Consider the following 18,434-nt stretch of genomic DNA (forward strand, 5'->3'; position numbering starts at 1 on the left):
CCGGCGATTGAGTCGACGTCGGCGTGCGGCAGGGAGTCGAGCTCGTGGAGCACGGCGACGCGAGGCCCGGTCACCCGTAGTCCCGCAGACCGGAGTCGGGTCTGCACGCTTGCTGTGGTCTCCGTCGTCATCCCTCACACCGTTCCACCTTCTCTGGAATGAGTCAAGGGAACGGGTGCCGCGGTGGCCTCGGAGGGCCGGGGAAACCGGGATGACCACTGTCGTCCTGGGGTGGGACGCTGTCGGTCGTGTCCGTCGTGCAGCTGTCCGTCTACCGTCCCGTGCTCGCCATCCCGGCCGCACGCAACGCCCTGCTGCTCGGGTTCTTCATCCGCGTCCCGCTCTTCGCCGGGGGCATCATCCTCACCCTGCATGTCGTCGGCGCCCTGCACCGCTCCTACGGGGCCGCCGGGCTGCTCACGGCGGCCGCCACCGTCGCGCTCGCCGTCTCGAGCCCGTGGCGCGGTCGGCTTCTCGACCGCAAAGGCCTGCGCCGCGTGGTCGTGCCGTCGCTGGTGGTCCAGGCGGTCTGCTGGTCGGTCGCCCCGTGGGTGGACTACTGGCTGCTCATGGTCTTGGCGGCCCTCGCCGGGCTGTTCGCCGTGCCGACCTTCTCGGTGCTCAGACAGGTCCTGCTGGCTGCCGTGCCCGAGGAGCAGCGTCGCACCGGTCTCTCGTTGGACTCCGTGGGAACGGAGTTCTCCTTCATGGCCGGCCCGGCCCTCGGGGTCTGGGCGGCCACCATGTGGCACACGAGCTGGGCCATCTTCGTCTTCGAGTGGCTCTCCATCCTCGCCGGGATCGTGCTGGCGGTCCTCAACCCGGTGCTGCGCCGGGCCGACGTCGACCTCGACGCCGACGGCATCAGCTCAGCCGCGCCGGCGCGCTCGTCCTGGTTCGGCCTGCCCGTCCTGGCCGTGCTGGCCGCCGCCGCGGCCACCACGGTCGTGCTCGCCGGCTCGGATGTGGCGATCGTGGCGACCCTGAGGGCCATGAACGCCCAGCAGCACATCGGGTGGGTCCTGGCGTTGTGGGGCGCCGGTTCCATCGTGGGTGGACTGGTCTACGGGGCGTGGCACGAGTCCGTGCCGGTGTTCTGGCTACTCGGAGGTCTTGCCGTCGTCACCGCTCCGGTGGCGCTGGCGGCCACCCTCCCGATGGCGGCCGTCCTGCTGTTTGTCTCCGGCCTGTTCTGCGCCCCGACCATCACGGCCACGGTCGACCACCTCACCAGGCTGGTCCCGGAACGCGCCCGTGGCGAGGCGATCGGCTGGCACGGTTCATCGATGACCATGGGCATGGCCATCGGGGCGCCGATCGCGGGCTTCGCGATCGACGCGGGTGGGTGGCAGGTGGGGTTCCTTGCGGTGAGTGGGATAGGCCTGCTGGTGGCCGTGCTCGGCGGGGGCCTGATGGGGCTGCGGGGCAGGCGCGCTGACCCGACTGACACGACTGACACGTCGGGCGCCGAGCGGGACCGATTCGTCGACAGACCCGTCGCTGTGGTCGCCGCCGACCGGCTCACCTGACCCCTTGGGTTTCGGTGCTGATTCGGTCGTCACCGGCCAGCGCTGCTACCCTGGTAGTGACCAGACGGGTCGTCAACGGTTCATCCTGCTGTCCCCCGTCGTGCAAGAGAAGCCTGGCTTCCACCCGCGTCGACCCTCGAGGTCGCCGGGTACACGGTCCGACACGGTAGGCATCCTGTTCGCTTCGGCGGGTCGATGCATGGCCGTGGTGCACGACAGCCAGCTGCCGCGCATACGGACCGGGACGGACAGGCTCCTCACGCACCGAACGGTGGCGGGGGGCCTTTGTCGTTCCCGCGTCTGCATCGCTCGAGGTCACCACCATTCCTGACACGAAGGAGCATCACCATCAGCGAGCCTCGCATCAACGAGCGCATCCGGGTTCCGGAGGTGCGCTTGGTCGGCCCCAATGGCGAGCAGGTCGGCATCGTCCGCGTCGAGGACGCCTTGCGTCTCGCCGCGGAGGCAGACCTCGACCTCGTCGAAGTGGCCCCGATGGCACGCCCCCCGGTCGCCAAGCTCATGGACTTCGGCAAGTTCAAGTACGAAGCGGCGCTCAAGGCCCGGGAAGCACGCAAGAACCAGGTCAACACGGTCATCAAGGAGATCAAGCTTCGTCCGAAGATCGACCCGCACGACTACGGCACCAAGAAGGGCCACGTCGAGCGGTTCCTCAAAGCGGGCGACAAAGTCAAGGTGACGATCATGTTCCGTGGTCGTGAGCAGTCGCGACCTGAGCTCGGATACCGACTCCTGCAACGCCTGGCCGGTGACGTGGGCGACCTCGCCTTCGTCGAGTCCAGCCCCAAGCAGGACGGCCGCAACATGATCATGGTCCTCGGCCCCACCCGCAAGAAGGCCGAAGCCCGAGCCGAGCAGCGCCGCCGCCGAGAGGGTGACAGCGAGGGTGACGGCGAGGCCGGAGACACCACGGAGCTCGGCATCGACCAGGTCGACCAGCCGGACCAGGTCGACCAGGTCGAACAGCCGGACCAGATCGAGACGCCGGACGAGAACCCGTCGGCCGCCTCCGCCTGAGATCCACCCAACCCCAGCACGGCCCAGCACGACCACCACGACAAAGGAGATCGGCAGCCATGCCGAAGATGAAGACCCACAGCGGAGCCAAGAAGCGCTTCCGCGTCACCGGTACGGGCAAGATCATGCGCGAGCAGGCCGGCGGTCGCCACCTGCTCGAGCACAAGTCCAGCAAGAAGATGCGCTCCATCTCGGGCGACCTCGAGCTGTCCAAACCGGACACCAAGAAGGTCAAGAAGCTCCTCGGCCGCTGAGCCCGGTCACCCACTGAACCGCCGCCGACTGCCCTCCTACGAGCGCAGTCGACCGCACTGAAGCACAAGGAGAACTCACGTGGCACGCGTGAAACGGGCGGCCAACGCCCAGAAGAAGCGCCGGGTGACCCTCGAGCGCGCCAGCGGCTACCGCGGGCAGCGCTCACGTCTCTACCGCAAGGCCAAGGAGCAGGTGACCCATTCGCTCGGGTACGCCTATCGCGACCGGCGCGCGCGCAAGGGCGACTTTCGGCGGCTGTGGATCCAGCGGATCAACGCCGGTGCCCGGGCCAACGGCATGACCTACAACCGGTTCATCCAGGGTCTGAAGGCCTCGGGTGTCGAGGTGGACCGCAAGATCCTCGCCGACCTCGCCGTCAACGACGAGGTCGCGTTCGCCGCCCTCGTGGAGCTCGCCCGGGCCAACGTCCCGGCGACGAGCAACGCCGCCTGACCACCAGCCCAGCCTCGGACCGGGTGAAGCGAGTCCGCTCGCTCGCCCGACGCCCAGCCCGCACCCGCCTGGGGCTCTTCCTCGCCGAAGGGCCCCAGTCGGTGCGTGAGGCGGTGCACCACCGCCCCGACCTGGTCCGCGAGCTCTACGTGACGGCGTCGGCGACGAACCGCTACGCCGCGCTGCTCACCGAGGCACGGCAGCGCGGGGTCGCGGTCGTGTCCGTCAGCGACGAGGTCCTGGCCGCGATGGCCGACACCGATACGCCCCAGGGTCTGCTGGCGGTGTGTGCGCTGCCGACAGCCACCCTCGAGCGGGTCCTCGCCGCCGGTCCGCGCTTGGTCTGCGTCCTCGCCCAGGTTCGCGACCCCGGCAACGCCGGCACCGTCCTGCGCGGTGCGGACGCCGCCGGCGCCGACGCGGTGGTCGTGACGGACAACAGTGTCGACGTCTTCGGCCCCAAGGTGGTCCGCTCGGCCGCGGGGTCGACCTTCCACCTGCCCGTCGTCACGGGCGTGTCGCTCGACGCAGCCGTGGTCGGCCTGCGCGATGCCGGGCTGCGGGTGCTGGCGGCCGACGGTGCGGGCGAGCGCCTCTTGGGTGAGGTGGACCTGGCCGCACCCCACGCCTGGGTCCTGGGCAACGAGGCCTGGGGCCTCGACGAAGCCGACCGCGCCCGTTGCGACGAGACCGTCCGAGTGCCGATCTACGGCCTCGCGGAGTCACTGAACCTCGCGATGGCCGCCACTGTCTGCCTGTACGCCTCGGCGGCGGCCCAGCAGTCGTCGACCTGAGCGTTGTCCGAGGCCTCCTATGATCGGGGCCATGGCGGAGCAACGGGCAGCGTGGCTCACGGCGGCGCCGACCGTGGGGATGATGGACCCGACCAACCCGCCGCCCTCGATCACCGCTATGGCCGACGTACTCCCGGACGGGCTCGTGGTCGTGGACGGCCGTCGGATCGTCAGGTTCGTCAGCGGCCGCGCGACAACGCTGTTGGCGCGTGATCAGGGGGGGATGGTCGGTCGCCCCGTCCGGGAGGCGCTGGCCCTGCACGACAGCGAGGGCCGTTCCTGGTGGGACTACGCCGACCCGTGGGCGACCATCCACACCGTCACCGGACACCGCGAGAAGCTGTTGTGGACCGACTCGGGTGTGGAGCTGCTCATCACCGCCAAGTACCTGCGCGCCGCGCGGCGAGCTCCCGTCGGGCGAGTTCTGCTCTCGATCCGTGACGCGTCCAGTCGACAGCGGGCCGAGCAGGACCACGCCGCCCTGATCTCGACCATCGCTCACGAGCTGCGCTCGCCGCTCACCTCGGTCAAGGGCTTCTCCGCCACTCTCCTGCGGGGATGGGACAAGTTCACCGACGACCAGAAGCGCTTCATGATCGAGACGATGGAGACCGACGCCGACCGGGTGTCGCGGCTGATCACCGAGCTGCTGGACGTGTCCCGGCTGGACGCCGGCCGGCTGGACGTACGACTGCAGCCGGTCGTACTGCACGACGTGGTCATGCACCACGTCGACCGGCTGAGTGGCAACGGTCAGGCGCGCGGCCGGTTCGACGTCCGCGTGGCCGACGCTCTGCCCGAGGTGTGGGCCGATCCCGACCGGCTACACCAGGTGCTGTCCAACCTGCTCGAAAACGGGGTGCGGCACGGCGACGGGACCATCACTGTGGACATCATGACCACCGACCCCGGACCGAAGCCGCGCAGCGGAAGCGAGCCTGCAGTCCTCATCTCGGTGGCCGACGAGGGTGAGGGCGTGCGGGAGGACCATCTGCCGCTGGTGTTCAACCGGTTCTGGCACGGCGCCCGCCGGGGCAGCACCGGCCTCGGCCTCTATATCGTGCGGGGCATCGTCGAGGCCCACGGCGGCACGATCACGGTGGGGCGTGGACCGTCGGGCGGTGCGGACTTCCGATTCACGTTGCCCTCGGGCGCCCCGGAGCACCTGGTCTGACCGTTCGCGGCCCGACCGGCACCACCTAGACTCGGGCCGTCCGGCGTCGACCGCCGCGCTCTCCTGCAGCCCGAGCCGTCGACGCCGTCCGCGTGACCGACCGGAGACAGAGAGCAGACAGGCAGCGATGTCCGGACCCAACACCCAGTACGACCCGGTCGAGGTGGCCGCCCTCGACCCGAGGAACCTCGACGAGGCTGTCGTCGCGGCACTGGCGGCGTTCGCCCGAGCGGGCAGCCTCGACGAGCTGAATACGGCTCGCCTCGCCCACGTCGTCAAAGGCGCGGTGGCGCAGGCGAAGCGTGAGATCGGTGCGCTTCCGCCGAGCGCCAAGGCCGAGGCCGGCAAACGGGTCGGTGCCGCGCAGTCGGCACTCGGCCGTGCACTCGCCGCCCGCAAGCAGGAGCTCGAACAGGACCGCGACCAGCGCATCTTGGTCGAGGAGTCCGTCGACGTCACGCGGCCCGTGGGCCGTCGCCCTCGAGGGGCCCGGCACCCGCTCGAGCTGACGTCCGAACGTCTCATGGACGCGTTCATCGGCATGGGGTGGGAGGTCGTCGAGGGTCCCGAGGTCGAGTCGGAGTGGATGAACTTCGACGCGCTTAACCTCGGCAAGGACCACCCCGCCCGACAGATGCAGGACACCTTCTTCGTCGACCCTCCCGACGGCGGCCTGGTCCTGCGCACCCAGACCTCGCCGGTGCAGATCCGCACGATGCTCGAACGCACCCCCCCGATCTACGTCGTCTCACCCGGCAAGGTCTTCCGGACCGACGACCTGGACGCGACGCATACCCCGGTCTTCCACCAGATCGAGGCCCTGGCGGTCGACAAGGGCCTGACGATGGCGCATCTGCGAGGAGCCATCGACCACTTCGTGCGTGTGATGTTCGGCGAGGGGACCCGCACCAGGGTCCGGGCGTCCTACTTCCCCTTCACCGAGCCGAGCATGGAGACCGACTTCGTCTGCTTCGTCTGCCATGGCGACGACCCCTCCTGCCGCACCTGCGGCGGCTCCGGGTGGATCGAGCTCGGCGGCTCGGGGATGGTCAACCGCAAGGTCCTCGTGGCGTGCGGTATCGACCCGGACGTCTACACCGGGTTTGCGTTCGGTCTCGGCATCGAACGCGCGCTGCAGCTGCGCCACGGGGTCACGGACATGCGCGACATCGTCGAGGGTGATGTGCGCTTCTCGCGGCAGTTCGGCATGGAGGTCTGAGATGAGGGCACCCCTTCGTTGGTTGGCCGAGTACGTCGACCTGGCTCCAGGCGCCACCGGCGCCGACGTGGCCGCATCCCTCGTCTCGGTCGGCCTCGAGGAGGAGGACCTGCACGGCGGCGACATCCGTGGCCCGCTCGTGGCGGGACGCGTGCTGTCGTTCGAGGAGCAGGTCCACAAGAACGGAAAGCCGATCCGCTACTGCCTGGTCGACGTGGGCCAGCACGGACAGCGGGCGACGGACGGTACGCCGCAGGAGATCGTTTGCGGCGCAACGAACTTCGCAGTCGATGACCTCGTCGTTGTCGTCCTCCCCGGGGCCACCCTGCCCGGAGGCGTGAACATCGCTGCGCGCAAGACCTACGGCCGGATGTCCAACGGCATGATCTGCGCGGAGGACGAGCTCGGCCTCGGCCACGACCACTCGGGCATCATCGTGCTGCGGGACTACCTCGGCGACGAGGCGACAGACGGCGTGCAGCCGGGCGACGACGCGATCGCCCTGCTCGGTCTCGGCGAGGAGGTCGTCGAGGTCAACGTCACGCCAGACCGCGGTTACTGCTTCTCGATGCGTGGCCTGGCCCGCGAGTACTGGCACTCACAGGGGTCACCGGTCGGCGGGTTCCGCGACCCCGCAGCAGTTTCCGCACCTGCCAACACAGATGACGGGTATGCCGTGCGCCTCGCCGACGCCGCGCCGATCGACGGGGTCTTGGGGTGCGACCGGTTCGTCACCCGGGTCGTGCGCGGTGTCGACTCGACGCGGCCGTCGCCGTCCTGGATGCAGCGCCGGTTGACCCAGATGGGGATGCGTCCGATCTCGTTGGCGGTAGACGTGACCAACTACGTCATGCTCGTGGTCGGCCAGCCGCTGCACGCCTACGATCTGGCGACGCTGACCGGGTCGATCGAGGTGCGGCGGGCGCGGCCGGGTGAGACGTTGTGCACGCTCGACGACGTCGAGCGGACCCTGCACGCCGAGGACCTGCTCATCACCGACGGAGGGAAGGTCCCGTTGGGGATCGCCGGTGTCATGGGCGGCGCGACCTCGGAGGTCACGGCCGCGACGACCGACGTCCTCGTGGAGGCGGCCCACTTCGACACCACGACCGTCGCCAGGTCCTCGCGTCGCCACGGTCTGTCTACGGAGGCCTCCAAGCGGTTCGAGCGCGGCGTCGACCCCGAGCTGGCGCCCGCAGCCGCACAGCTCGTCGTCGACCTGCTCGTCGCACACGGCGGTGGGACGGCCGACACGGCGGTCACCGACATCGACGAGACACGGCCTCGGGAGGGATACCGGCTCGATGTCACCTTGCCCAGCCGCCTGGTCGGAGTCGACTACAGCCCGGACCGCGTGACCGAGATCCTTCGCCAGCTCGGTTGCTCCGTCACCGGTGACGCACAGGTCGTCGACGTCGTCCCACCCTCGTGGCGCCCCGACCTGGTCGACGGGCCCGACTACGCCGAGGAGGTGGCCAGGATCGACGGGTACGAACACATCCCGTCGGTCAACCCGTCGCCGTCCAACGGCCGGGGGCTCACCCACGGACAGCGGGTGCGACGCATTGTCGCGAACGCCCTGGTCGCACAAGGACTCGTCGAGGTGCTGACCTATCCCTTCATGTCCGCGGAGCTCGCCGACGCGTTCGGGCTCACCTCTGACGACGAGCGTCGCGCGGCGGTGCGGGTCGCGAACCCGTTGTCCGACGAGGCGCCACTGGTACGCACCTCGGTGCTCGCAACCCTCGTGGAGTCGTTGCGCCGCAACGTGTCCAGGGGCCAGCGCGACGTTGGTCTGTTCGAGATCGGGCTGGTGGCACTCCCCGGGGACGTCACCGGTCACGGGGCCCCCGTCCCGGGCGTCCACGCCCGTCCCGACGACCGTACGATCGAGCAGATCGTTGCCGCGGTCCCGCCACAGCCCCGTCACGCGGCCGCGCTGATCGTGGGTGACGCCGACCTTGCCGGCTGGTGGGGATCAGGTCGGGCCGTCGAGTGGTCGGACCCAGTGGCGGCCGTGCGAGCGGTCGCCTCGGCGCTGGCGGTCGAGGTGGTCGTCGAGTCCGCGGACCACGCGCCCTGGCACCCTGGTCGGTGCGCGCGGGTCAACCTCGTCGACGGGACGTTCGTGGGTTATGCCGGTGAGCTGCACCCCCGGGTGTGCGCGTCCCTCTCGTTGCCGCCCCGCAGCTGCGCCCTGGAGATCGACGTGGACGCGCTGACCGAGGCCAGCGAACCGACCACCCGCTACGCCCCGTTCTCCACCTTCCCGTCGGCCTTCGCCGACGTGGCCCTGGTCGTCGACGGGAGAGTCGCGGCGGCCCAGGTGGAACGTGCGCTGCGGTCCGGTGCGGGTGACTGGCTCGAGGACGTCGCCCTGTTCGACGTCTACGCCGGCGACCAGGTCGGGGAGGGTCGCACGTCACTGGCCTACCGGTTGACCTTCCGGGCACCGGACCGGACCCTGACCACCGAGGAGGTCAGCGCCTTCCGTGAGGCGGCGGTCGCCGCGGCAGCCGTCGCGGTAGGAGCCGTCCAGCGCCGTTGAACGGCCCCGATGCATACATGTGTCACATTGTGTATGCTCATGCATCGTGATGAAAGTGGCCGTCGCGGGTGCGAGTGGGTATGCCGGCGGTGAGCTGCTGCGTCTCCTGCTCGGGCATCCGGACTTCGAGATCGGCGTCGTCACGGCCGAGTCATCAGCGGGGAAGCGGCTGGGGGACGTGCATCCCCACCTGACGCCACTCGCCGAACGGGTCATCGAGACCACCTCCCCGGTCACCTTCGCCGGGCACGACGTCGTCTTCCTCGCGCTTCCGCACGGCGCCTCCGCGGCCCTGGCCGCGCAGCTGCCCGACGACGTCCTGGTGGTCGACTGCGGCGCCGACTTCCGGCTCGCCGACGCGACGGCCTGGACATCCTTCTACGGCACCGACCACGCTGGCACGTGGCCCTACGGACTGCCCGAGCTGCCCACGCGCGAGGGGTCCGTCCGAGACGCCCTGCGTGGGGCGAAGCGGGTGGCCGTTCCCGGCTGCTATCCCACCGCATGCTCGCTGGCGCTGGCGCCGGGGTTCGCCGCCGGCCTGCTGCAGACCGAGGACGTCGTGATCGTGGCGGCGAGCGGCACGTCCGGTGCCGGGAAGGGTCTCAAGCCGCACCTGCTCGGTGCGGAGGTGCTTGGCGCCATGTCGTCCTACGGTGTCGGCGGCAGCCACCGTCACACGCCTGAGATCGCCCAGAACCTCTCGCTGGCCGCCGGCGAGCCCGTGACGCTGTCCTTTACCCCAACGCTCGCACCCATGTCGCGGGGAATCCTCGCCACGTGCACTGCCCGGGTCGTGCCCGGTACCAACGCCCTCCAGCTACGCGAGGCCTGGCACGCCGCATACGGCAACGAGCCGTTCGTCCACCTTTTGCCGAGCGGTCAGTGGCCTCGGACCGCCGACGTCCTCGGCTCCAACGCAGCCCATGTGCAGCTCGCGCTCGACGAGAGCGTGGGCCGCGTCGTAGCGATAGCCGCGATCGACAACCTCACCAAAGGCACCGCTGGGGGAGCTATCCAGTGTGCCAACGTGGCGCTTGGCCTCCCCGAGACGACTGGTCTACCGGTGGCGGGAGTTGCACCATGAGCGCAGAGACTGCGGCCAGTATGCCGCTGCCGCAAGGTTTCCGGGCCGCGGGCGTGACCGCGGGGCTCAAGTCCAGCGGTCGTCCTGACCTCGCGCTGCTCGTCAACGACGGCCCGCACCACCATGCCGCAGCCGTCTTCACGAGCAACCGGGTCGTCGCTGCCCCCGTCACCTGGTCGCGCCAGGTCGTCGGGGATGGCCGAGTCGACGCTGTGGTGCTCAACTCCGGTGGTGCGAACGCGTGCACCGGTCCACAGGGTTTCCTCGACACGCACGCAACGGCGGAGCACGTAGCAGCAGCCCTCGGCACCGCGGCGGCCGACGTCGCGGTGTGCTCCACCGGGCTCATCGGCGAGCTGCTCCCGATGGACAAGGTCATGGCCGGCATCGACGCTGCCGTACTCGCCCTCGGAACGACCGGCCACGATGACGCCGCTCACGCGATCATGACCACCGACACCGTGCCGAAGCGGGCCCACCACAACGGCGATGGATGGTCGGTCTGGGGCATGGCCAAGGGCGCCGGCATGATCGCCCCCGCCCTCGCGACGATGCTCGTGGTCGTGGTGACCGACGCCGTGGCGGAGCCGGCCGGTCTGGACGCGGCCCTGCGCGCCGCCACCGCACACACCTTCGACCGGATCGACTCGGACGGCTGCCAGTCCACCAACGACACCGTCCTGGTGCTGGCTTCGGGAGCCTCAGGTGTGGCGCCCACACCCGACGAGCTCGAGCGAGCCTTCACCATGGTCTGCGATGACCTCGCGCGCGGCATCATCGCCGACGCCGAGGGGGCCAACCACGACATCGAGATCGTCGTGGAGTCCGCTGCGTCCGTTGACGATGCCCTCGAGGTCGGGCGCGCGATCGCCCGCAACAACCTCTTCAAGTGCGCGATCTTCGGTGCCGACCCCAACTGGGGACGGGTGCTCGCTGCGGTCGGCACCACGACGGCCGAGTTCGACCCGGACCGGCTCGACGTGTCCATGAACGGCGTGCAGGTGTGTCGCTCCGGCGGGGTCGGTGACGACCGCGCACTGGTCGACCTCTCCGCTCGTGGCGTCCAGGTCGTCGTGCAGCTGCACGCGGGCGCGCACAGCGCCACGATCTGGACCAACGACCTCACGCACGACTACGTCCACGAGAACTCTGCGTACAGCACATGAAGGACCCCGCCATGACCGACATCCGCGGCGTCATCGACGCGGCCGCTCTGCGCGTCGCCGCGTCCAAGGCGCAGACCCTCGTCGAGGCCCTGCCCTGGCTCGAACGGTTCCGCGGCGCTCTCGTCGTGGTCAAGTACGGCGGCAACGCCATGCTCGACGACGGTCTCAAGCTCGCCTTCGCGCAGGACGTCGCGTTCCTCCGGTATGCCGGCCTGCGGCCCGTGGTGGTGCACGGGGGAGGCCCGCAGATCGCTGAGATGCTCGGCCGACTCGGTCTGACCAGCGAGTTCAAGGGTGGCCTGCGGGTCACGACCCCCGAGGTGATGGAGGTCGTCAGGATGGTCCTGACCGGCCAGGTGGGACGCGAGCTGGTCGGCCTTCTCAACCAGCACGGGCCGCTGGCCGTCGGGCTGTCGGGTGAGGACGCTGGGCTGCTCGGGGCGCGACGCCGCGGACTGGTGGCCGAGGACGGCAGCGAGCTCGACCTGGGGCTCGTCGGCGACGTCGAGACCGTCAACCCCTCCGCCGTCATGGACATCCTGGACGCGGGCCGGATCCCCGTGGTGTCGACGGTCGCGCCGGACCTGGACGTGGAGGGGCAGGTGCTCAACGTCAATGCCGACACTGCCGCGGCTGCGATCGCCGTGGCGTTGCAGGCGCACAAGCTCGTCGTCCTCACCGACGTCGAGGGCATCTACGCGCGCTGGCCCGACCGGGACTCCCTCCTGTCGGAGCTGACCTTGGTGGACGCGCAGGACCTGCTCGCCACCGTCGACTCCGGCATGGTCCCCAAGCTCGAGGCCTGCATCCGGGCTGTGAGCAACGGCGTGCCGCAGGCTCACGTGATCGACGGGCGCAAGCCGCACTCGCTGCTGCTCGAGGTGTTCACCGACGAGGGGATCGGCACCATGGTCGTACCGGGGCCGGCAGGGGTGGTGCGGGTATGACTCACGCGCAGGACGTCCTCGAGCGCTACCGCGCAGCGCTCATCCCGGTATTCGGGGTACCCCTGACCGTGCTGTCCCACGGCGACGGGTGCTACGTGGTCGACGTCGACGGCAAGCGGTACCTCGACCTCCTCGGCGGCATCGCCGTCAACACTCTCGGCCACGGCCACCCGGCGCTTCTCGAGGCCATCGCCAAGCAGGCGTCTCAGCTGATGCACATCTCGAACTTCTTCACCTCCGAGCCCCAGGTGGAGCTGGCCGAGAAGCTCCTGGAGATCTGTCGCGCCCCAGCGGGGTCCGGCGTGTTCCTGTGCAACTCCGGCACGGAGGCGGTCGAAGCGGCGATCAAGCTGACCAGACGGACCGGTCGCACCCGGCTCATCGCCGCGAAGAACGCCTTCCACGGGAGGACGACCGGAGCTCTCGCGCTCACCTGGAAGGAGGCGTACCGCGCCCCCTTCGAGCCGCTCATGCCAGGAGTCAGCCATGTCGCGTACAACGACCCCGACGCCTTGAGGGCCGAGGTCGCCGCAGCCGGGGACGACCTCGCGGCCGTCATCCTCGAGCCACTCCAGGGTGAGGCGGGAGTCATCGCGGCGGACCCGGCATACCTCCGGCTCGCCCGTGACCTGACGGCGCAGGCCGGCGCTCTGCTGGTGCTGGACGAAATCCAGACGGGCATGGGCCGGACTGGACACTGGCTTGCCCATCACGCGACCGACGTAGTCCCGGACGCCGTCACCCTGGCCAAGGGGTTGGCGGGGGGGGTGCCGGTGGGGGCTCTGGTCACGTATGGGCCGGACGTGACAGGGCTGTTGTCCGCAGGTCAGCACGGGTCGACCTTCGGTGGCAACCCGCTGGCCAGCGCCGCCGGGGTGGCCACGATCAGGACCATCGAGTCCGACGGCCTGCTCGCTCATGCGGGCGAGATCGGCGACCATCTCCGCTCGCGTGTCGACGGCCTGGGGCACCCTCGGGTCGCCGGCACTCGGGGGCGGGGTCTGCTCATCGCCGTGCAGCTGACCGAACCCGTTGCGGTGTCTCTCACGGCGCTCCTGCGCGAGGCAGGGTTCCTCGTCAACGCGGTGGCGCCCGACGCCCTGCGCCTCGCTCCGCCGCTGATCCTGACCCGAGTCGAGGCCGACTCGTTCCTGGCTGTCCTGCCGGACCTGCTGGATGCCGCGGTGCCAGCGTGACGACGCGGGCCACCCGGACGGCGGTCACCCGAACCGCGCGCCAGGCAAGGGTTCTCGAGCTGCTCCAGCGCCGCGACGTGCGATCGCAGGGCGAGCTGCTCACGCTGTTGGCGGCCGACGGAATCGAGGTCACCCAAGCCACCTTGTCCCGTGACCTCGTGGAGCTCGGCGCCGTCAAGGTTCGCAGCGGACGCACCCTCGTGTATGCGGTGCCCGACCAGGACGGGGGAGTGACCACCTCGGCGGACCCGGGCGGTGAGGGTCTGCCGACCCGCCTCCGTCGCGCGTGCGACGAGCTGCTCGTCAGCGCCATGGTGGCCGGAAACCAGGTCGTCCTCCGAACGCCTCCCGGCGCCGCCAACTACCTCGCGTCCTGCATCGACCAGTCTCACCTGGGGGACGTCCTCGGCACGATCGCCGGGGACGACACGATCCTGGTCATCACGCCGAGCCCACCTGCCGGCCGCGCCTTCGTCACGCGGCTCGGTATCTTGCCGGTGACCCGGCCGACCCGCCCCACACTCGACGCCCCCAGCAGGACCACCAGGAGGACCACCGGATGAGCGACCGAGCGCGTGACTCCACGGTGGCCGCAACCGGCGCCGCCCTCAGCCTGTGGGGAGGGCGCTTCGCCGGAGCACCGGCCGACGCGTTGGCCGAGCTCTCGCGCAGCACCCATTTCGACTGGCGCCTCGCTCGTCACGACATCGCGGGTTCGAAGGCTCATGCTCGGGTCCTGCACTCGGCGGGACTGCTGGACGACGGACACCTCGACACCATGCTCGACGCCCTGGCCCGACTCGACGCCGACGTCGCCAGTGGGGACTTCGTCCCGGCGCGTGACGACGAGGACGTGCACACGGCCCTCGAACGCGGGCTCATCGAACGGGCGGGCGTCGACGTCGGCGGGCGGCTGCGAGCCGGTAGGTCACGCAACGACCAGGTCGTCACCTTGTTCCGGCGTTACCTGCGCCAGGAGGCACGGGTTGTCGCAGGACTCGTGCTCGACGTGGTCGACGCGCTCGTCGACCAGGCGACCACCCACCTGGGGGTCGCGATGCCAGGGCGAACGCATCTGCAGCACGCTCAGCCAGTGCTCCTGTCCCACCACCTGCTCGCGCACACCTGGGCTCTGCTTCGTGACGTCGACCGGCTGCGGGACTGGGACGTTCGCGCCGACGTCTCCCCTTACGGTTCCGGCGCGCTCGCCGGCAGCTCACTCGGTCTCGACCCCGAGGCCGTGGCTGCCGACCTCGGGTTCTCCAGGGCCGTCGACAACTCGATCGACGGGACGGCCAGTCGCGACTTCGCTGCAGAGTTCGCCTTCGTCGCGGCGATGATCGCCGTGGACGTGTCCCGGATCGCCGAGGAGGTGGTCCTGTGGGCGACCAAGGAGTTCTCCTACATCACCCTCGACGACGCCTACTCCACCGGGTCGAGCATCATGCCCCAGAAGAAGAACCCGGATGTGGCAGAGCTCGCTCGAGGTAAGGCGGGCCGGCTTATCGGAGACCTCGCGGGTCTGCTCACCACACTCAAGGCCCTGCCGCTCGCCTACAACCGTGACCTGCAGGAAGACAAGGAGCCGGTCTTCGATGCCGTCGACACGTTGGAGGTCCTCCTACCCGCGTTTGCCGGGATGATAGCGACCTTGACCTTCCACACGGAACGTCTGGAGTCCCTTGCGCCGCAGGGGTTTGCGCTGGCGACAGACATCGCCGAGTGGCTGGTCAGACAGGGTGTCGCGTTCCGCGTGGCCCACGAGGTGGCGGGTCGTTGCGTGCGCTACTGCGAGCAACGCGATGTGGAGCTGTGGGACCTCGACGACGACGCGCTTGCGTCGATCAGCCCTGAGCTCGGCCCCGGCGTCCGGGAGGTCCTGTCCGTCGCGGGTTCACTCGCGTCGCGCGACGCCAAGGGAGGCACCGCCCCGGTACGGGTGGTCGAGCAGCTGGAGGCGGTGCGCCTCGCCAACGCGGCGGCCCGGTCGTTCGCGGCCCTACAGCCCACGCCCGGTTGAGCCGTGCCCCGTCGCCTGCGTCAGTCGTTCTTCGCGCGAGACGTCCTGGTGGTTGCGCCAGACCTGTTGGGCTGCACCGTTTCGCGCGGTGGAGTCACGGTGCGGCTCACCGAGGTCGAGGCGTACGCCGGGTACCTGCACGACCCGGGTTCGCACGCATACCGGGGTCGAACTCCGCGGACGGCACCGATGTTCGGACCCGGTGGCGTGACCTACGTGTACTTCACCTACGGGATGCACTGGTGCCTCAACCTGGTCACGGGGCCCGCGGGCTCTGCTCAGGGGGTCCTGCTTCGCGCAGGCGAGGTCGTCGCCGGAGTGGACGCCGCAGCAGCTCGACGAGCGGGGGTGAGCCCGCGTGACTGGTGCCGTGGGCCGGCCCGGCTGGCCACGACGCTCGGTGTCACCGGGGTCGACTCGGGCCTGGGCTTCTGCCCACCTCACCCGGACGTCGATCTCGTGCTGCGAGCGCGGGCCACGCCGGTGGACTCCACGCGGGTGCGGGTCGGTCCCCGAGTGGGGGTGTCGGGACCGGGCGGTGATGGGCAGGCCTACCCCTGGCGGTTCTTCCTGGACGGCGAGACCAGCGTCTCGGTCTACCGCCCCGCCAAATCCCGTGTCCCGAAAGGCCCGACGTAGGGCAGGCTTGGGGGGGCACGGACCAGCCGAGAGCAAAGGAGCACGACCCGCGTGGACGACATCCTCGACGAGCTGCAGTGGAGGGGCCTGGTGGCGCAGACCACCGACGAGCCCGCGCTGCGGCAGCGACTCGCCGACGGCCCGGTCACGCTCTACTGCGGGTTCGACCCGACCGCGCCGTCGCTGCACTTCGGCAACCTCGTCCAGCTCGTCGTCCTGCGTCACTTCCAGCGGGCGGGGCACCGGGTGATCTGCCTCGTCGGCGGGTCGACGGGTCTGATCGGAGACCCGAAGCCCACCTCCGAGCGCGTTCTCAAGACGAAGGAGCAGACGGCGGTCAACGTCGCGCGGATCACTGACCTCGTGCGTCCCTTCCTGGACTTCGACGGCGAGAACCCGGCCAGGCTTGTGGATAACCTCGACTGGACAGCGCCGATGTCGGCGTTGGACTTCCTGCGCGACGTAGGGAAGCACTTCCGGGTCAACCAGATGATCCGCAAGGACGCCGTGGCCGTCCGGATGGCCAGCGAGCAGGGCATCTCCTACACGGAGTTCAGCTACCAGATCCTGCAGGCGCTGGACTACCTCGAGCTGTTCCGCGCCTACGGATGTTCCATGCAGACCGGGGGGAGCGACCAGTGGGGCAACATCACCGCCGGTGTCGACCTCATACACCGGGCCGAGGGCGTGTCCGTGCACGCGCTTTCGACACCCTTGCTCGAGGACTCGTCCGGCGTGAAGTTCGGCAAGACCGAGGGCAACGCCGTCTGGCTGTCGCGGGACATGACCAGCCCGTACGCCTTTTACCAGTACTTCCTCAACATCGAAGACGCCTCGGCGGTCCCACTCCTGAAGGTCTTCACCGACCGCCCGGCCGCCCAGATCGACGCGCTGGCGACCTCCTCGGCGGAGAAGCCGTTCCTGCGAGAGGCACAGCGTGCCCTGGCGGACGACATCACTGCGCTGGTGCACGGGCGGGCAGCGGCCGACTCCGTACGCGCCGCGTCCGAGGCGTTGTTCGGCCGCGGCGACGTCGCGAGTCTGGACGAGCAGACGCTGCTGGACGCCACAGCGGAGCTGCCGGGTGCGCACGTCGCCTCTGGGACGACTCTCGTCGACGCCCTGGTAGCCACCGGCCTGGTCGACTCCCGCAACGCCGCTCGCCGGGCGATCGGGGAGGGCGGTGCCTCCGTGAACAACGTCAAGGTCTCCGACCCCGACCGGGTGCTCGCGGACCACGACTTCGTGCACGGAAGGGTGGCGCTGCTGCGCCGGGGCCGCAAGAGCCTGGCTGCTGCCCGAGCGTCCCGCTAGGTCCGCTCGACGTCGTTGCGCGGTAGGGAGACTCGGGTCTGCGGCAACCCGCGACACGCCCGGGTGACCCCGATTTGTGCTCCACTCCGAGGTCCGTCTAATGTCGTCCACGTCAGCCCGAAAGGGAGGAACGGACACCACGGGGTGGACGCGCACAGCGTCCCTCGAAGCAGGCCGGTCCCGCGAGTTGACCCAGAGCTCGGCAGGCGTCAACGTGCCCGGAGCCGGCCCCCGACAGGGTGGTCGGAACCAGGCGAGAAGCCTGCTAGAGTGATGGTCCCGCCGAGAGCCAAGTGCGATCGGATCCGGCCGCTTCAAAAGCGGGTCGCGGATTTGACGTCCAAGAAGCAGACGGGTAAGTTTGAACGGTTGCCTCGACACGAAGCCTATTGGGTGGAGGTCGTGCGCGCCCGAACCTTGAGAACTCAACAGCGTGCCAAAAATCGATGCCAATAACCTCGTCTCGAGGGGCGTCGCGACCCTGGTCTTTTAAGACCCGGTGACCGATCCTCGGACGAAAATCCTTTGGTTGACAATGAATAACAGTAACCAGTCCTCGGACTGGATGCTGGTGTTCTTGCTCAGCCAGTGATTCAACCCTTCAACGGGTCTAGATATCCGTCGGGCCTCAGGCCAGGCGGAGCTAAACATCAACGGAGAGTTTGATCCTGGCTCAGGACGAACGCTGGCGGCGTGCTTAACACATGCAAGTCGAACGGTGACCCTCGAAGCTTGCTTCGAGGTGATCAGTGGCGAACGGGTGAGTAACACGTGAGTAACCTGCCCCAGACTCTGGGATAACCCCGGGAAACCGGAGCTAATACCGGATATGACACGGAGAGGCATCTCCACCGTGTGGAAAGTTTTTCGGTCTGGGATGGACTCGCGGCCTATCAGCTTGTTGGTGAGGTAATGGCTCACCAAGGCGACGACGGGTAGCCGGCCTGAGAGGGCGACCGGCCACACTGGGACTGAGACACGGCCCAGACTCCTACGGGAGGCAGCAGTGGGGAATATTGCACAATGGGCGAAAGCCTGATGCAGCGACGCCGCGT

Annotated in this window: 16 protein-coding genes and 1 rRNA gene; all 17 read left to right on the forward strand. The window is 69.4% G+C overall.

Annotated features, from left to right (window positions below; all coding sequences use genetic code 11):
• Positions 1 to 248 precede the first annotated feature (248 nt).
• The gene (locus ABI385_RS11600; RefSeq protein ID WP_348103906.1) at positions 249 to 1,529 is read left to right on the forward strand and encodes an MFS transporter; all 1,281 of its coding nucleotides are present in this window, start codon (positions 249 to 251) and stop codon (positions 1,527 to 1,529) included.
• A gap of 390 nt (positions 1,530 to 1,919) precedes the next feature.
• Positions 1,920 to 2,567: a translation initiation factor IF-3 gene (gene infC, locus ABI385_RS11605; protein WP_407068264.1), complete on the forward strand. Its 648-nt coding sequence runs from the start codon at positions 1,920 to 1,922 to the stop codon at positions 2,565 to 2,567.
• 59 nt (positions 2,568 to 2,626) lie between these two features.
• Positions 2,627 to 2,821, forward strand: a complete 195-nt coding sequence (rpmI, locus tag ABI385_RS11610; RefSeq protein WP_348103907.1) for a 50S ribosomal protein L35 — start codon at positions 2,627 to 2,629, stop codon at positions 2,819 to 2,821.
• Positions 2,822 to 2,900: 79 nt separating this feature from the next.
• Positions 2,901 to 3,275, forward strand: coding sequence for a 50S ribosomal protein L20 (rplT, locus tag ABI385_RS11615; protein ID WP_348103908.1), 375 nt, complete (start codon positions 2,901 to 2,903; stop codon positions 3,273 to 3,275).
• Between the two features lie 23 nt (positions 3,276 to 3,298).
• Positions 3,299 to 4,069, forward strand: coding sequence for an RNA methyltransferase (locus ABI385_RS11620; protein ID WP_348103909.1), 771 nt, complete (start codon positions 3,299 to 3,301; stop codon positions 4,067 to 4,069).
• 31 nt (positions 4,070 to 4,100) lie between these two features.
• A complete protein-coding gene (locus ABI385_RS11625; RefSeq protein WP_348103910.1) occupies positions 4,101 to 5,243 on the forward strand; it encodes a HAMP domain-containing sensor histidine kinase in 1,143 nt (380 codons plus the stop codon).
• A gap of 127 nt (positions 5,244 to 5,370) precedes the next feature.
• The gene (gene pheS / locus ABI385_RS11630) at positions 5,371 to 6,462 is read left to right on the forward strand and encodes a phenylalanine--tRNA ligase subunit alpha (RefSeq protein ID WP_348103911.1); all 1,092 of its coding nucleotides are present in this window, start codon (positions 5,371 to 5,373) and stop codon (positions 6,460 to 6,462) included.
• Between the two features lies 1 nt (position 6,463).
• On the forward strand, positions 6,464 to 9,010 hold the full coding sequence (gene pheT / locus ABI385_RS11635; RefSeq protein ID WP_348103912.1) for a phenylalanine--tRNA ligase subunit beta: 2,547 nt from the start codon (positions 6,464 to 6,466) through the stop codon (positions 9,008 to 9,010).
• Positions 9,011 to 9,053: 43 nt separating this feature from the next.
• Positions 9,054 to 10,097 (forward strand): N-acetyl-gamma-glutamyl-phosphate reductase, encoded by a 1,044-nt coding sequence (argC, locus tag ABI385_RS11640; protein WP_348103921.1) that lies wholly within the window; start codon positions 9,054 to 9,056, stop codon positions 10,095 to 10,097.
• Entirely contained in the window at positions 10,094 to 11,263 is a 1,170-nt protein-coding gene (gene argJ, locus ABI385_RS11645) for a bifunctional glutamate N-acetyltransferase/amino-acid acetyltransferase ArgJ (RefSeq protein ID WP_348103913.1), read from the forward strand. The genes argC and argJ overlap by 4 nt, the downstream gene beginning before the upstream one ends.
• An 11-nt stretch (positions 11,264 to 11,274) precedes the next feature.
• Entirely contained in the window at positions 11,275 to 12,210 is a 936-nt protein-coding gene (gene argB, locus ABI385_RS11650; RefSeq protein WP_348103914.1) for an acetylglutamate kinase, read from the forward strand.
• Positions 12,207 to 13,406, forward strand: coding sequence for an acetylornithine transaminase (locus ABI385_RS11655; protein ID WP_348103915.1), 1,200 nt, complete (start codon positions 12,207 to 12,209; stop codon positions 13,404 to 13,406). Before argB ends, ABI385_RS11655 begins: the two co-directional genes overlap by 4 nt.
• Entirely contained in the window at positions 13,403 to 13,969 is a 567-nt protein-coding gene (locus ABI385_RS11660) for an arginine repressor (RefSeq protein ID WP_348103916.1), read from the forward strand. The genes ABI385_RS11655 and ABI385_RS11660 overlap by 4 nt, the downstream gene beginning before the upstream one ends.
• Positions 13,966 to 15,426, forward strand: a complete 1,461-nt coding sequence (gene argH, locus ABI385_RS11665) for an argininosuccinate lyase (protein WP_348103917.1) — start codon at positions 13,966 to 13,968, stop codon at positions 15,424 to 15,426. The genes ABI385_RS11660 and argH overlap by 4 nt, the downstream gene beginning before the upstream one ends.
• A gap of 3 nt (positions 15,427 to 15,429) precedes the next feature.
• Positions 15,430 to 16,065 carry a DNA-3-methyladenine glycosylase gene (locus ABI385_RS11670; RefSeq protein WP_348103918.1) on the forward strand — a complete coding sequence of 212 codons (636 nt, stop codon included), beginning with the start codon at positions 15,430 to 15,432 and terminating at the stop codon, positions 16,063 to 16,065.
• Positions 16,066 to 16,116: 51 nt separating this feature from the next.
• Complete coding sequence (gene tyrS / locus ABI385_RS11675; RefSeq protein ID WP_348103919.1) at positions 16,117 to 17,379, forward strand: tyrosine--tRNA ligase; 1,263 nt, start codon at positions 16,117 to 16,119, stop codon at positions 17,377 to 17,379.
• Positions 17,380 to 18,029: 650 nt separating this feature from the next.
• Positions 18,030 to 18,434, forward strand: a 16S ribosomal RNA gene (locus ABI385_RS11680); the annotation flags it as partial.

Source organism: Lapillicoccus sp., from assembly GCF_039935575.1.
In the GTDB taxonomy this organism is placed as follows: domain Bacteria; phylum Actinomycetota; class Actinomycetes; order Actinomycetales; family Dermatophilaceae; genus Lapillicoccus.

What these genes read in the sequence shown, in the direction of transcription:
- argH (WP_348103917.1), top strand. Translation starts at nt 13,966, where the DNA reads ATGAGCGACCGAGCGCGTGACTCCACGGTGGCCGCAACCGGCGCCGCC.
- ABI385_RS11655 (WP_348103915.1), top strand. Translation starts at nt 12,207, where the DNA reads ATGACTCACGCGCAGGACGTCCTCGAGCGCTACCGCGCAGCGCTCATC.
- argJ (WP_348103913.1), top strand. Translation starts at nt 10,094, where the DNA reads ATGAGCGCAGAGACTGCGGCCAGTATGCCGCTGCCGCAAGGTTTCCGG.
- pheT (WP_348103912.1), top strand. Translation starts at nt 6,464, where the DNA reads ATGAGGGCACCCCTTCGTTGGTTGGCCGAGTACGTCGACCTGGCTCCA.
- rpmI (WP_348103907.1), top strand. Translation starts at nt 2,627, where the DNA reads ATGCCGAAGATGAAGACCCACAGCGGAGCCAAGAAGCGCTTCCGCGTC.
- argB (WP_348103914.1), top strand. Translation starts at nt 11,275, where the DNA reads ATGACCGACATCCGCGGCGTCATCGACGCGGCCGCTCTGCGCGTCGCC.
- pheS (WP_348103911.1), top strand. Translation starts at nt 5,371, where the DNA reads ATGTCCGGACCCAACACCCAGTACGACCCGGTCGAGGTGGCCGCCCTC.
- ABI385_RS11625 (WP_348103910.1), top strand. Translation starts at nt 4,101, where the DNA reads ATGGCGGAGCAACGGGCAGCGTGGCTCACGGCGGCGCCGACCGTGGGG.